At 34.7% G+C, this 15,325-nt stretch carries 15 protein-coding genes and 1 other annotated feature; all 15 genes read right to left on the bottom strand.

All coding sequences use genetic code 11. The features are described 5' to 3' along the window. Positions 1–286, bottom strand: a 286-nt coding sequence (locus CLVI_RS15850; RefSeq protein ID WP_207655393.1) for a GTP-binding protein, incomplete at its 3' end; no start/stop codon positions are given. 131 nt (positions 287–417) lie between these two features. Beyond that, complete coding sequence (fusA, locus tag CLVI_RS15855) at positions 418–2,484, bottom strand: elongation factor G (RefSeq protein ID WP_106061078.1); 2,067 nt, start codon at positions 2,482–2,484, stop codon at positions 418–420. A 76-nt stretch (positions 2,485–2,560) separates the two neighbouring features. Further along, the gene (gene rpsG, locus CLVI_RS15860; RefSeq protein WP_106061079.1) at positions 2,561–3,031 is read right to left on the bottom strand and encodes a 30S ribosomal protein S7; all 471 of its coding nucleotides are present in this window, start codon (positions 3,029–3,031) and stop codon (positions 2,561–2,563) included. 146 nt (positions 3,032–3,177) lie between these two features. Further along, positions 3,178–3,552 (bottom strand): 30S ribosomal protein S12, encoded by a 375-nt coding sequence (gene rpsL / locus CLVI_RS15865; RefSeq protein ID WP_106061080.1) that lies wholly within the window; start codon positions 3,550–3,552, stop codon positions 3,178–3,180. 59 nt (positions 3,553–3,611) lie between these two features. Next, the gene (locus tag CLVI_RS15870) at positions 3,612–3,767 is read right to left on the bottom strand and encodes a ribosomal L7Ae/L30e/S12e/Gadd45 family protein (protein ID WP_242980751.1); all 156 of its coding nucleotides are present in this window, start codon (positions 3,765–3,767) and stop codon (positions 3,612–3,614) included. 232 nt (positions 3,768–3,999) lie between these two features. Continuing rightward, positions 4,000–7,530, bottom strand: a complete 3,531-nt coding sequence (gene rpoC, locus CLVI_RS15875) for a DNA-directed RNA polymerase subunit beta' (RefSeq protein WP_106061081.1) — start codon at positions 7,528–7,530, stop codon at positions 4,000–4,002. Between the two features lie 21 nt (positions 7,531–7,551). Then, positions 7,552–11,268 carry a DNA-directed RNA polymerase subunit beta gene (rpoB, locus tag CLVI_RS15880; RefSeq protein ID WP_106061082.1) on the bottom strand — a complete coding sequence of 1,239 codons (3,717 nt, stop codon included), beginning with the start codon at positions 11,266–11,268 and terminating at the stop codon, positions 7,552–7,554. Between the two features lie 298 nt (positions 11,269–11,566). Next, complete coding sequence (gene rplL / locus CLVI_RS15885; RefSeq protein ID WP_106061083.1) at positions 11,567–11,929, bottom strand: 50S ribosomal protein L7/L12; 363 nt, start codon at positions 11,927–11,929, stop codon at positions 11,567–11,569. A 42-nt stretch (positions 11,930–11,971) separates the two neighbouring features. Then, positions 11,972–12,484, bottom strand: a complete 513-nt coding sequence (rplJ, locus tag CLVI_RS15890) for a 50S ribosomal protein L10 (RefSeq protein ID WP_106061084.1) — start codon at positions 12,482–12,484, stop codon at positions 11,972–11,974. Between the two features lie 36 nt (positions 12,485–12,520). After that, positions 12,521–12,648: a sequence feature (ribosomal protein L10 leader region), on the bottom strand. 44 nt (positions 12,649–12,692) lie between these two features. Beyond that, a complete protein-coding gene (rplA, locus tag CLVI_RS15895; RefSeq protein WP_106061085.1) occupies positions 12,693–13,382 on the bottom strand; it encodes a 50S ribosomal protein L1 in 690 nt (229 codons plus the stop codon). Between the two features lie 52 nt (positions 13,383–13,434). Beyond that, positions 13,435–13,860: a 50S ribosomal protein L11 gene (gene rplK, locus CLVI_RS15900; protein ID WP_106061086.1), complete on the bottom strand. Its 426-nt coding sequence runs from the start codon at positions 13,858–13,860 to the stop codon at positions 13,435–13,437. Positions 13,861–13,938: 78 nt separating this feature from the next. Next, positions 13,939–14,460, bottom strand: a complete 522-nt coding sequence (nusG, locus tag CLVI_RS15905) for a transcription termination/antitermination protein NusG (protein WP_106061087.1) — start codon at positions 14,458–14,460, stop codon at positions 13,939–13,941. Positions 14,461–14,490: 30 nt separating this feature from the next. After that, positions 14,491–14,718 carry a preprotein translocase subunit SecE gene (gene secE / locus CLVI_RS15910; RefSeq protein WP_106061088.1) on the bottom strand — a complete coding sequence of 76 codons (228 nt, stop codon included), beginning with the start codon at positions 14,716–14,718 and terminating at the stop codon, positions 14,491–14,493. Positions 14,719–14,769: 51 nt separating this feature from the next. After that, complete coding sequence (gene rpmG / locus CLVI_RS15915; protein ID WP_106061089.1) at positions 14,770–14,919, bottom strand: 50S ribosomal protein L33; 150 nt, start codon at positions 14,917–14,919, stop codon at positions 14,770–14,772. A 177-nt stretch (positions 14,920–15,096) separates the two neighbouring features. Continuing rightward, positions 15,097–15,325: EF-Tu C-terminal domain-related protein (locus CLVI_RS15920; protein ID WP_479723349.1), on the bottom strand; the 229-nt coding region annotated here is incomplete at its 5' end.

Raw genomic sequence — 15,325 nt, forward strand, 5'->3', positions numbered from 1 at the left:
CTCCTGTTATCATATTCTTAACATAATCAGCATGTCCTGGACAATCAACGTGTGCATAATGTCTGTTTTCTGTTTCATATTCAACGTGAGCTGTATTAATTGTAATACCTCTCGCCTTTTCTTCTGGCGCCTTATCTATTGCTGCATAGTCAAATGCCTTTGCAAATCCTTTTTTTGATAACACTGTTGTAATTGCTGCTGTAAGTGTTGTCTTGCCGTGATCTACGTGACCTATTGTTCCGATATTTACATGTGGTTTAACTCTTTGAAATTTTTCCTTTGCCATTTTGTAAATTCCTCCTTAATAGCAATTAATACACAATTTCTTTCATCAATATTTGACTTAGAAATATATAATATCTTGCTTTATTATTTAAATTTTAAAATTAAAGTGCACTTATATTCGTATTAAAATTACTATTTACTTCTTTCACCAGCTATTTTTTCTTGTATGCTCTTTGGTGCTTCTTGATAATGATCAAATGTCATTGAGTAAGTACCTCTACCTTGTGATCTTGATCTTAAAGTTGTAGCATAGCCAAACATTTCCGCTAGCGGAATAAAAGCTCTAATGATTTGTGCTCCATTAACAGCCTCCATACCTTCCATTTTTCCTCTTCTTGAATTAATATCGCCTATAACATCACCCATGTATTCTTCTGGAACAGTAACTTCAACCTTCATTGTTGGTTCAAGTAATACTGGATCTGCCTTAGCCATCGCATTCTTAAATGCCATAGAACCAGCGATCTTAAATGCCATTTCAGATGAATCAACATCATGGTATGAACCGTGTACTAACTTAACTTTAAAGTTAATAACGTTATAACCAGCGATAATACCATTTAAAGCTGCTTCTCTAATACCTGCATCTATAGCTGGAATATATTCCTTAGGAATAGCTCCTCCAACAACAGCATTTACAAATACATATTCACCTTCTGATGGTTCCATTTCAATTACGGCATGCCCATATTGACCTTTACCACCTGATTGCTTAGCATATTTAGCCTCTGCTTTAATAGCTTTTCTAATTGTTTCTTTATACGAAACTTGAGGAGCTCCAACATTACATTCAACTAAAAATTCTCTTTGAAGCCTATCAACAATTATTTCTAAGTGTAGTTCACCCATACCAGCAATAATTGTTTGACCAGTTTCTTGATCAGTCCAAGTCTTAAATGTTGGATCTTCTTCAGCAAGCTTAGCAAGTGCTAATCCCATTTTTTGTTGACTGACTTTCGTTTTTGGTTCGATAGCTACATTTATTACTGGCTCTGGGAAGTCCATTGATTCAAGAATTATTGGTGCATTTTCATCACATAAAGTATCACCAGTAGTAGTGTTCTTTAATCCAATAATCGCTCCTAATTCGCCAGCTTCTAAACAATCAACTTCTTCTCTATGATTAGCATGCATCTTTACAAGTCTTCCTACTCTTTCCTTCTTGCCCTTAGTTGAGTTAAGAACGTAAGAACCACTTTTCATTACTCCTGAATAAATTCTAGCAAAGGCAAGTCTTCCAACAAATGGATCAGTTGCAATCTTAAATGCTAGTGCTGACATGCCAGCTTCATCTGAAGGTTCTCTTGTATCTACTTCTCCGTCTAAAGATGTTCCTTTAACTGCAGAAATATCTAATGGTGATGGTAAATAAGCTACCACTCCATTAATCATTTCTTGTACTCCTTTGTTTTTGTATGAAGATCCACAGATACAAGGATAAATTTCGTTAGATATAGTAGCTTTTCTTAATGCTACATGTAATTCCTCTGTAGTGATTTCTTCACCTTCAAGGTATTTCATCATTAATTCCTCATCAGTTTCTGCTATTGATTCAATCATAGCGCTTCTATATTCTTCAGCTTGAGCAACTAATTCAGCAGGAATTTCTTCTATTCTAACGTCTTTTCCAAGATCGTCGTAAAATAATATAGCCTTGTTACTTATAAGGTCTATCATTCCCTTAAATTTATCTTCTGCTCCTATTGGAATTTGTATCGGAACAGCATTAGCTTTTAGCCTATCTCTTACAGTGTTAACACATCTAAAGAAATCAGCACCAGTTGCATCCATCTTATTAACATAAATCATTCTTGGGACTCCATACTTATCTGCCTGTCTCCACACAGTTTCAGTTTGAGGTTCAACACCACTCTTTGCATCTAGAACTGTAACAGCTCCATCAAGTACTCTTAGAGATCTTTCAACTTCAACTGTGAAGTCTACGTGCCCAGGAGTATCAATAATGTTTAATTCATGGCCTTCCCATACACAAGTAGTTGCTGCAGAAGTAATTGTTATACCTCTTTCTTGTTCTTGAACCATCCAATCCATTACAGCAGCACCTTCATGAACTTCTCCTATTTTATGACTTTTGCCAGTATAAAATAATATACGTTCTGTAGTAGTAGTCTTACCAGCATCTATATGTGCCATTATACCGAAATTACGAAATTTATCTAACGCAAATTTTCTAGCCATTAATTAGTCCTCCTCTCAATGAGTTATTATTAAATTTGAGAAAACTGTTTTGGTAAAAGAACCAAAACAGTTTTTTTTAGTATCTGTAGTGAGCAAAAGCCTTGTTTGCTTCAGCCATCTTGTGAGTATCTTCTCTCTTCTTAACTGCTGCGCCTGTGTTGCTAGCTGCATCTAATAATTCTCCAGCTAACCTTTCACTCATAAGCTTTTCGCCTCTTTTTTTAGCAGCAATCAGTATCCATCTGATACCTAAAGTTTGTCTTCTCTCTGGTCTAACTTCTATTGGAACTTGATAAGTTGAACCACCTATTCTTCTAGCTTTAACTTCTAGTAAAGGCATAACGTTGTTTATTGAATCTTCAAATACTTCTAACGCATCCTTACCAGTTTTTTCAGCCATTGTTTCAAAAGCCTCGTAGCATATTTTTTGTGCTACTCCTTTTTTACCATCTTCCATTATACTATTTATAAGTTTTGTAACAACTTTTGATTTATATATTGGATCTGGTAATACATCTCTTTTTGCTATACATCCTTTTCTCGGCACTTTTCTTCCCTCCTTAAAATTATAGTTTAAGTTCATAGGTACTCGGTATTATCATATATACCGCAAAGTGCTAACTTCTTCATCTATATAAACTTACTTTAAATCTATGTAAATGCTGAAGATAAGCACTGCATTCTGTTAAGAGCCTATTTCTTAGGTCTCTTAGCACCATACTTTGATCTTCCTTGCATTCTGTTAGCGACTCCAGCACAGTCAAGTGCACCTCTTATAATATGGTATCTAACACCAGGAAGGTCCTTAACTCTACCACCTCTTATAAGAACAACACTATGTTCTTGTAAGTTGTGACCTACGCCTCCAATGTATGCAGTAACTTCGAATCCATTAGTTAGTCTTACTCTAGCAACTTTTCTTAAGGCTGAGTTAGGCTTCTTTGGAGTCGTAGTTTTAACTATAGTACAAACACCTCTTCTTTGCGGACACTCTTTAAGTGCTGGTGCAGTAGACTTTGTAGTAGCCACTTTTCTTCCTTTTCTTACTAATTGGCTTATAGTTGGCATTTTTTCACCTCCTGAATTTTTTTTTATCTATTTTAATATAAAAAGATAAACCTAATTAATTATAGTATCAATGTAACTAAAGCTTTCACTTCCATCTCACATATCATACCTAATTCTGTCATAGTATCTACAGCCTCAATCTTAATCCTACAGTTATTTGCTAAGTCTATTAATGATACAATTGATTTTTTGTCTACATCTTTAGCCACATACAAAACCTGTCCTTCACCATTTTATAGCTTTTTTACATTGTTTTATAGCTATCACTGGCCCACCTACAAGTCTGTCTAACATAGGATTCCTCCCCTTAATAAACTCACAAATTCAAAGTAATATACTTTTCATAAATGATATCATGCAGATAATCTTACTGTAGTGTAATTTTAGAAATCACACACTTGGTATCTTATCACCTAAGACCATAAATGTCAATAAAATTACATTATATTATTCAGTTGATGTTATAGTATCTTCGTGGCAATCATCTTCCACATTTAGTTTTACAGATCTATATCTCATCATACCTGTACCTGCTGGGATTAACTTACCAATAATAACATTCTCTTTTAACCCAACTAATGGATCTATCTTCCCTTTAATTGCAGCTTCAGTAAGAACTCTTGTTGTTTCTTGAAATGATGCTGCGGATAAGAAACTATCAGTTGCAAGTGATGCTTTTGTAATACCAAGTAATGCTTGATCTCCAATGGCTTCTTCTCCTCCAACTTTTCTTACCTTATCATTCGCTTCAGCAAAGTCAAACATATCAATCATAGTACCGGGCAGAAGGTCAGTATCCCCTGAATCAGAGATTTTAATTTTTCTAGTCATTTGTTTAACAACAACTTCTAGATGCTTATCGTTAATATCAACACCTTGCAGTCTATATACTTTTTGAACCTCTGCAAGAAGATATCTTCTAGCTCCATCTATACCTTTAATACTCATTACATCATGAGGATTTATGGAACCTTCAGTTACTTCGTCTCCAGCTTCAATTAAATCATCATTGACTACGTTCAATCTAGATCCAAATGGTATATCATAGCTTCTTTCCTCACCATCAGCTGACATTACATGTACAATTCTCTTTTTCTTTGTTTCTTCAACTCTAACAGTACCAGGAATTTCACTTACTATTGCAAGTCCCTTTGGTTTTCTAGCTTCAAAAAGTTCTTCAACTCTAGGTAACCCTTGAGTGATATCCGAACCAACAACTCCACCTGTATGGAATGTCCTCATAGTAAGTTGCGTACCAGGCTCCCCAATAGATTGCGCTGCTATTATACCAACAGCTTCTCCTATATTGATCTTTTTAGCTGTAGCCATGTTCATTCCATAGCACGTAGCACAAACCCCAGTTTTACAAGCACATGTGAATACTGATCTAATCTTAATTTTCTTAATTCCAGTAGCCGATATTTCCTTTGCCTTATGAGAATCCATATATGAATTTCTTTTAGCAATGACTTTACCAGTTTTCGGATCTTTTATATCTTCAGCAGCATATCTACCAGTTAATCTTTCTTCAAGACCCTCAATTACTTCAGTGCCTTCCTTAATTTCTGATACAATCATGCCTTCATCAGTTCCGCAATCTTCTTCCTTTACAATTACATCCTGCGAAACATCAACAAGTCTTCTTGTTAAATATCCTGAATCGGCAGTTTTTAAAGCTGTATCTGCATTACCTTTTCTAGCTCCATGAGTAGAAATAAAGTACTCAAGTACATCTAATCCTTCTCTAAACGATGCTCTTATAGGTAATTCAATAATCTTACCTGATGGACTTGCCATAAGCCCTCTCATTCCTGCTAACTGCTTAATCTGAGACTTAGACCCTCTGGCGCCTGAGTCAGCCATCATGTATATTGGATTAAACTTATCCAAACTTTCCATTAAGGCATCTGCAACTTCTTCAGTTGTTTTAGTCCACTTCTCTATAACTCTTTCATATCTTTCTTCATTAGATATAAATCCTCTTTTATACATTTTTTCAATTTTTCCAACTGTTTCATCAGCCTCTTTCAATAAGACGAACTTAGCTGGTGGCACAATCATATCAGATGCAGCAACCGTTACAGCTCCTATTGACGAATAGTGATATCCCAATGCTTTAACCTTATCTAGCATTACTGATGTATTTGTTGGGCCATGTTTTAAATAAGACTTATCTATGATTGTTCCAAGCGATTGCTTTGTAACTAAAAAATCAACTTCTAAATTAAATTTTTCACTTGGATTGCTTCTATCAACAAAACCTAAATCTTGAGGTATTGATTCGTTAAACAATAACTTTCCAACTGTAGTTTTAATTATCCCTGATTTTTCAACTCCATCTTCTAATTGAGACATTTTTACAAATATTTCTGCCTGAATAGCAATTTCTTTTACTTCATACGCCATTATTGCTTCTTCTTTACAATAAAAATGTTTCCCTGCCCCTTTTGCTCCTTCTTTATCCATTGATAAATAATAAGCTCCAAGAACCATATCCTGAGTAGGTACACAAACGGGTTTCCCATCAGATGGTTTTAATATATTTCCAGCCGCAAGCATTAAAAATCTTGCTTCTGCTTGGGCTTCTACTGATAATGGCAGATGGACTGCCATTTGGTCACCATCAAAATCCGCATTATAAGCAGTACAAACTAAAGGATGTAGTTTTATAGCTCTTCCTTCTACTAATATAGGTTGGAATGCTTGAATACCCAACCTATGAAGAGTAGGTGCACGATTAAGTAAGACCGGATGATCTGCGATTACTTCCTCAAGCACATCCCAAACCGCTGGCATAAGTCTCTCAATCATTCTCTTAGCACTTTTTATATTATGTGCTACTCCTACTTCCACTAGCTTTTTCATTACGAAAGGTTTAAATAGTTCAATAGCCATTTCTTTTGGAAGTCCACACTGATACATCTTAAGATCTGGACCAACAACTATAACTGATCTACCAGAATAATCAACTCTCTTACCAAGAAGATTTTGTCTGAATCTGCCTTGCTTACCTTTAAGCATATCTGATAAAGATTTAAGAGCTCTGTTACCAGGCCCTGTTACAGGTCTTCCTCTTCTTCCATTATCTATAAGAGCATCTACAGCTTCTTGAAGCATTCTCTTCTCATTTCTTACTATAATATCTGGTGCACCTAGATCCAGTAATTTCTTTAATCTGTTATTTCTATTAATAACTCTTCTATATAAGTCATTAAGATCAGATGTTGCAAATCTACCACCATCTAATTGGACCATTGGCCTTAAATCTGGCGGAATTACTGGAATAACATCAATAATCATCCATTCAGGGTGATTACCTGATATTTTAAATGACTCAATAACTTCAAGTCTTCTAATTATTCTAATTTTCTTTTGTCCAGTACTTTGTTTCAATCCTTCCTTCAACTCAATTGATTGTGATTCTAAATCAATTGCTTCTAAAAGTTGTTTAACAGCTTCTGCACCCATACCTGCTATGAATCCTTCTTCACCATATTTGTCAGCAGCTTCTCTAAATTCCTTTTCATTAAGAAGTTGCTTCTTTAAAAGTGGTGTTTCTTTTGGATCAATTACTACATATGAAGCAAAATATAAAATTTTCTCTAAAGCTCTTGGTGACATATCAAGAATTAACCCCATTCTTGATGGAATTCCTTTAAAATACCAAATATGGGACACCGGGGCAGCAAGTTCAATATGCCCCATTCTTTCTCTTCTCACCTTAGATTTTGTGACCTCAACGCCACATCTGTCACAGACAATTCCCTTATATCTTACTCTCTTATACTTACCACAGTGACACTCCCAATCCTTCATTGGTCCAAAAATTCTTTCGCAGAATAGACCATCTCTTTCAGGTTTTAGTGTTCTATAATTAATTGTTTCTGGCTTCTTTACCTCTCCTCTAGACCATTGTCTTACTAGTTCAGGAGACGCTAATCCAATTTGCATTGCATCAAAATTATTAAATTCAAACAAGGGTATATCCTCCCTTCAAAATTAGTGTTCGTCGTTGAAGTCATCTAATACCAAATCTTCTTGTAATCCATTTGACTGACTACTTTCTACATCTTCATCAGTTTCCTTTTCTTCTTCTTCTTCTTCTTCTTCGACTAAATAGTTATCTTCTTCATCTGTCGTTGATTCAGTTTTCACTTCTTCAGCGCCCTCTATATTTATTTCTAATTCATGAGAATCCTCTTCTGAGAATTCTTTTAATTCAATTTCTTGATTCTTCTCATTTAGTACTCTTACATCCAAGCATAGTGCTTGAAGTTCCTTAATAAGAACTTTAAAAGATTCTGGAACTCCTGGTTCCGGAATATTCTCTCCCTTAACTATGGCTTCATAAGTTTTAACTCTACCTACGACATCATCTGACTTTACAGTTAATATTTCTTGTAATGTATAAGCTGCACCATATGCCTCTAGAGCCCAAACTTCCATTTCTCCGAATCTTTGGCCACCAAATTGAGCTTTACCTCCAAGAGGTTGTTGAGTTACTAATGAATATGGACCTGTCGATCTTGCATGTATTTTATCATCAACTAGATGAGCTAGCTTTAAAATATACATTATCCCAACAGTTACTTCATTATCAAAAGCATCCCCTGTTCTTCCATCATACAAAAGAGTTTTTCCATTTACATTGTAACCAGCTTTTACAAGACATTCTTCTATATCACTTTCAGTTGCTCCATCAAATACAGGGGTAGATATATGCCATCCTAATTGACTTGCGGCCCAACCTAAATGAACTTCAAGCACCTGCCCAATGTTCATACGAGAGGGAACACCTAATGGATTTAAACAGATTTGCAATGGTCTTCCATCTGGCAAGAAAGGCATATCTTCTTCAGGAAGCACTCTTGAAATAACACCCTTATTACCGTGACGACCAGCCATCTTATCTCCAACAGATATTTTTCTCTTTTGAGCTATATAACATCTTACAAGCTCATTAACTCCAGGATTTAAATCATCCCCATTTTCTCTAGTAAATACTTTAATATCTACTATAATACCAGATTCTCCATGTGGAACTCTTAAAGAAGTATCTCTTACTTCTCTTGCCTTTTCACCAAAAATAGCTCTTAAAAGCCTTTCTTCAGCAGTTAGTTCAGTTTCACCCTTTGGTGTTACTTTACCTACAAGTATATCTCCTGATCTAACTTCAGCCCCGATTCTTATAATTCCTTTGTCATCCATATCTTTAAGAGAATCTTCACTAACATTAGGAATGTCTCGTGTAATTTCTTCTGGCCCAAGCTTAGTATCTCTAGCTTCTGATTCATATTCTTCTATATGAATTGATGTGAAAACATCTTCTCTTACTAATTCTTCAGATATAAGCATAGCATCTTCGTAGTTATAACCTTCCCAAGTTATAAATCCCATTCTTATATTTTTACCTAATGCTATTTCGCCTAAATCAGTTGAAGGACCATCTGCCACTACTTGATCTTTAAACACTATTTCTCCAGTATCAACTATAGGTCTTTGGTTTATACTAGTACCAGAGTTACTCCTCTTAAACTTAAGGAGTCTATAAACATCAGTTCCTCCATCAGAATCTCTCTTCACTCTAACTTCATTACCACCAACATAACTAACTATACCAGCATTCTTTGCCTTTGGAAGAACTCCAGAATCAACTGCTGCTTTATATTCTATACCAGTACCAATTACTGGGGCTTGTGGCTTTAATAAAGGTACGGCTTGACGTTGCATATTCGAACCCATTAGAGCTCTTGACGCATCATCATTTTCTAAGAAAGGAATCATCGATGTTGCAACAGATACGATTTGCCTTGGAGATACATCCATTAAATCTACCTCATTAGCTGGCACAACAAAAATTTCTTCTTTATTTCTTACAGTTATTTTTTTATCAATAAAATTACCATTTTCGTCTAAAGGTTCCTTTGCTTGAGCTACTAAAAATTGATCTTCTTCATCAGCTGTGAAATACCTAATTTCTTTTGTAACTCTCGCATTTTCCTTATCGACAATACTATATGGTGTCTCCATAAAGCCATATTCATTAACCTTCGCATAAGTTGCTAAGGAATTAATAAGTCCTATGTTTGGTCCTTCTGGCGTTTCTATAGGACACATTCTACCATAATGTGAATGATGAACATCTCTTACTTCAAAACCAGCTCTCTCTCTTGAAAGACCACCTGGTCCAAGAGCAGACAATCTTCTCTTATGAGTTAACTCAGAAAGAGGATTTGTCTGGTCCATGAACTGTGACAACTGTGAACTACCAAAGAATTCTTTTATGGCAGCAGCTACCGGTCTTATATTTATTAACATTTGAGGAGTTATTGTTTCTTGGTCTTGAATAGTCATTCTTTCCTTAACTACTCTTTCCATTCTTGACAAACCAATTCTAAATTGATTTTGTAATAATTCTCCTACAGACCTTAATCGTCTATTGCCCAAATGGTCAATATCATCAATATTACCAACACCTTGAGCTAACCCAAGTTCATAACTAATTGTTGCGAATATATCTTCTCTGATTATATGCTTTGGCACTAATCTAGTTTTATTCTTCTTAATTTCCTCTTTAATAGCATCTTCTTCTGTAAAATTATCAAGGATTTCCTTTAATGTAGGATAATGTACAGATTCTTTTATGTGTAATTCAGAAATATCAAAATTAATATACTTATGTATATCAACAAAATTATTTCCAACCACTCTAAATACCTTATCTTCAACTAATATATCAACAGAATTAACACCAGCATTCTGAATATCTTCTGCCATTAATCTACTAATCTTTCCGCCTTTTTCTACCATTATTTCTCCAGTAGAAGGGTTAACAACATCACTTGCTGCAACTTGATTTGCAATTCTTAAGTTTATTGCAAGTTTTTTATTAAACTTATATCTTCCAACTCTCGATAAATCATATCTTTTTGCATCAAAAAACAAAGAATCAATAAGCGATACAGCACTATCAATTGTTGGTGGTTCTCCTGGCCTTAATCTCTTATATATTTCTAATAGTCCTTCTTCTTTTGTTTTTGTATTGTCTTTTTCTATTGAGGCTTTGAATCTTTCATCTTCGCCAAAATAATCAAGTAATTCTTGATCTGTTCCTATTCCCATAGCCCTAGCAACTACTGTAATTGGCAATTTCCTAGTCTTATCAATTCTTACATAGATAATATCGTTAGAATCTGTTTCATATTCAAGCCACGCGCCTCTATTAGGGATTACCGTTGCTGAAAATAATTTCTTACCGCTCTTATCTCTGCTACTATTGTAGTACACTCCAGGAGATCTTACTAGTTGACTTACTATTACTCTTTCAGCTCCATTGATAACAAAAGTACCTTGTTCCGTCATTAATGGAAAATCTCCCATAAATACTTCTTGTTCTTTTATTTCTCCTGTTTCTTCATTTTGTAATCTTACAGAAACTTTTAGTGGTGCTGCATAAGTAGCATCACGTTCTTTACATTGTTCAACTGTATACTTGATATTCTCCATATCAAGCTTATAATCAGTAAATTCTAATTTTAAGTTTCCTGTAAAATTAGTTATAGGACTCACATCGCTAAAAACTTCATGAAGTCCTTCTCTTAAAAACCAATCATAAGAATCTAATTGCACTTCTATTAAGTTCGGCATATCAGTTACATCTTTAACCTTAGCAAAACTCATTCTTGTTCTTTTTCCAACTTGGACAGGATGTACCATGAATTTTCACCCCTTGTATAAACTAAAATAACCCAAAAGCCACTATCCCTAAGGACTTGTGCTTTCGGAGAGCATCATCTTTAGTATAACCATAATTTTATGGAATATACTCTTTTTTTCCATTTACTATATTGTTACATATTGAACAGTATAATGAATGATAGTATCACAACATCAAATTTTTGTCAATATTACTATTAAAAAGCAGGGATAAATATTTAAATACTTTATCCTCATATATTAGATAATAAAAAAGGTGCTAATAAACTAGCACCTTTTTTATTTTATTATCTAAAAACTACTTAACTTCTACTTCTGCACCGACTTCAGTTAATTTAGCTTTTACTTCATCTGCTTCATCCTTAGTAACTGCTTCTTTTACTGCTTTAGGAGCTCCGTCAACTATTTCTTTAGCTTCCTTTAATCCTAATCCAGTTACTTCTCTAACAACCTTAATTACCTTAATCTTGCTAGCTCCAGCACTTAATAATACTACATCAAACTCTGTTTTTTCTTCAACAACAGCACCTGCCGCTGCACCTGCAGCTGCTAAAGGAGCACTTGCACTTACGCCAAATTCTTCTTCGCAAGCTTTAACTAATTCGTTTAAATCTAAAACACTCATTTCTTTTATTGCTTGAATTATATCTTCTCTTGTCATTTAAATTGCACCTCCAAAATTTCTTATCGATTGATTTTAAAATTATTCAGCTGATTCAGCTGATCCAGCTTCCTTCTGATCTTTTATTGCACTTAGTAAGTACGCAAGGTTTGATAATGGAGCCTTGATACTTCCAAGAAGTTTCGCAATAAGAACTTCTTTTGATGGTATTGAAGCAATTTGGATAATCTTCTCAGTGTCAAAGATTTGTCCTTCAACAATACCGGCCTTTAGCTCAAGTTTCTTATGAGTTTTTGCAAAATCATTAATAATCCTTGCTGGGGCTGTAGCATCTTCATAGCTGAAAGCTATAGCTACTGGTCCTTTCAAGTATTTTTCAACGCCTTCAAGTCCCAACTCCTTAGCTGCTAGTATAACTAATCTGTTCTTATATACTTTATATTCTATACCAGTTTCTCTCAAATTCTTTCTTAGTTGAGTATCTTCCTCAACAGTAAGACCTTGATAGTCAGCAAGAATAACAGCTTGTGCTTTTTCTAATTTCTCTTTAATTTCAGCAACTTTTGCTTCTTTTAATTGTCTGTTTTTGTTCATTACTGTGTGTCCACCTCCTCACAGTTTTTAACTGCTTTTTGTATTAATAAAGGCCTTCCCGTAGACACAAGGAAGACCTATTATAAACTAATATATCTACCTCGGCAGGTTGATCTACTTTACGCTTTCGCACCTACTGTCTACGGAGTTAATATTTTTTTTTTAATAACCTAATAAATTATATCATATTAATTTTCTTAAGTCAATATTAGTCTAAAACTTTTGTTGAATTAATTTTCAATCCAGGTCCCATTGTACTTGAAACAGTTACTGACTTAAGGTACTGACCCTTTGATGCTGATGGTTTAGCCTTAACCAAAGCTTCCATTAATACATGGAAATTTTCTTTTAGCTTATCAGCTCCAAATGATTTCTTTCCTATCGGACAATGTACTATAGCAGTTTTATCTACTCTGTACTCAACCTTACCAGCCTTTATTTCAGCAATAGCTTTAGCAACATCAAATGTTACTGTTCCTGACTTTGGATTAGGCATTAATCCCTTAGGCCCTAAAACTCTACCTATTTTTCCTACTACACCCATCATATCTGGAGTTGCTACAACTACATCATAGTCAAACCAGTTTTCTGATTGTATCTTTTGAACTAATTCTTCAGCCCCAACAAAATCTGCTCCTGCTGCTTCTGCTTCTTTAGCTTTATCACCTTTAGCGAAAACTAATACTCTAACAGTCTTACCAGTACCATTTGGTAAAACAATAGCTCCCCTAACTTGTTGATCTGCATGTCTTGGATCAACTCCAAGTCTTACATGTAGCTCAATAGTTTCATCAAAATTAGCTTTTGCAGTCTTTACAGAAAGTTCTAACGCTTCTGCTGGACCATATAGAGTTTTTTTATCAATCAACTTTGCACTTTCAACATATTTCTTTCCCATAATAAGCCTCCTTTGTGGTAATAACGGCCTTGGCCTCCCACTAATTTATGAATTATTCTTCAATAGTTACTCCCATACTTCTTGCTGTTCCTTCGATCATGCTCATTGCAGTTTCTACTGTAGCAGCATTTAAGTCAGGCATTTTCATTTCTGCGATTTTCTTAACTTGATCTTTAGTTAATACACCGATTTTAGTCTTGTTTGGAACTCCTGAACCGCTTTCTAACCCTAATTCTTTCTTGATTAAAACTGCAGCCGGAGGAGTCTTTAATATAAAACTAAAAGATCTGTCTTGATATACTGTAATTACTACTGGTATTATTAATCCAGCTTGACTTGCAGTCTTAGCATTGAACTCCTTACAGAATCCCATTATGTTTACACCATGTTGACCTAACGCTGGACCAACTGGTGGTGCTGGTGTCGCCTTCCCTGCAGCAAGTTGAAGTTTGATCATTCCAGTTACTTTCTTTGCCATTTACTATTCCTCCCATACTGTGGTGATTACGGACTTTAGTCCTCCCACTTATTTAAAAATTAGTTTCATAAATAATTATTAAACTAATTTATCAACTTGATTAAAGTCTAATTCAGCTAGAGTTTCTCTACCGAACATATCCACTGAAGCTTTGATTTTATGTTTTTCAAAATTAATTTCTTGAACTACAGCAATAAATTCCCTAAGTGGTCCTGAGATTACTTTTACGCTTTCTCCTACCTCTAAGCCTATATCTTTTGGAAGTTCTACAACTCCCATAGATCTTACTTCTTCATCGGTAAGCGGAACTGGCTTAGATCCAGGTCCAACAAACCCCGTGACTCCTCTTGTATTTCTTACGACATACCAAGATTCATCTGACATAAACATTTTTATTAGTACATACCCAGGAAATTTTTTCTTTAAGCAAACTTTCTCTTTACCATCTTTCTCTTCAATGACTTCCTCCATAGGAACTTGAAGATCTAATAATAAATCTTGAAGGTTTCTATTTTCAACAACCTTCTCTATGCTTATTTTAACTTTATTTTCATATCCTGAATAGGTATGTACAACATACCATCTTGCTCTTTCACTCATATTTCACTAGGTGATATCACCCAAACCCCCTTATTTAAGTTTCAAAATCGCTTCAAAGAGGTTTTGAAAAATATAATCGAATCCGCCAACCCAAATAACATATATTAAGGTGACTACAGCAACAGCTATTAATGCTTTTTTTGTTTCTTTTTTAGATGGCCAAGTTATTATTTTTATTTCTGCCTTCATCCCTTTAAAAAACTTTACAATTCCGCTTTTTTTAGCGTTGTTTTGTACATTTATACTATTTCCAGCCATTTGCTCACATCCTTAAATCTGGTAAGTATGTGTCTTTACTAAACTGCTAACCTATTTAGTTTCTCTATGAACAGTATGTATTTTACAAAATTTACAATACTTTTGCATTTCCATTCTGTCTGGGTTGTTTTTCTTGTTCTTCATTGTATTGTAGTTTCTTTGTTTACACTCTGTGCATGCTAAAGTTATTTTTACTCTCACGGTCTGCACCTCCAGTTATTACTATATATTTTAAGAGACTATACTCTTATCGTTTGACTAATTACGGAACTATGAATCACTTTCTTACATTACCATAAAAGTCCCTTCATGTCAATGCAGCATTTGCATGCAAAGGACTGGGTGAGTACCCACTCCTCTAATATCTAAGTTTACTTATTATTCTAAAACGATGCTAGTAACAACACCTGATCCTACAGTTCTTCCACCTTCTCTAATTGCGAATCTTAACCCCTCATCCATTGCTACTTGAGTAATTAGTTCAACAACCATATCTATGTGGTCTCCTGGCATTACCATTTCCATTCCATCTGGTAATTTAATTGATCCTGTTACATCTGTTGTTCTGAAATAAAATTGTGGTCTATATCCATCGAAGAATGGTGTA

This window comes from Clostridium vincentii, from assembly GCF_002995745.1.
GTDB classification, from domain to species: Bacteria; Bacillota; Clostridia; order Clostridiales; family Clostridiaceae; genus Clostridium; species Clostridium vincentii.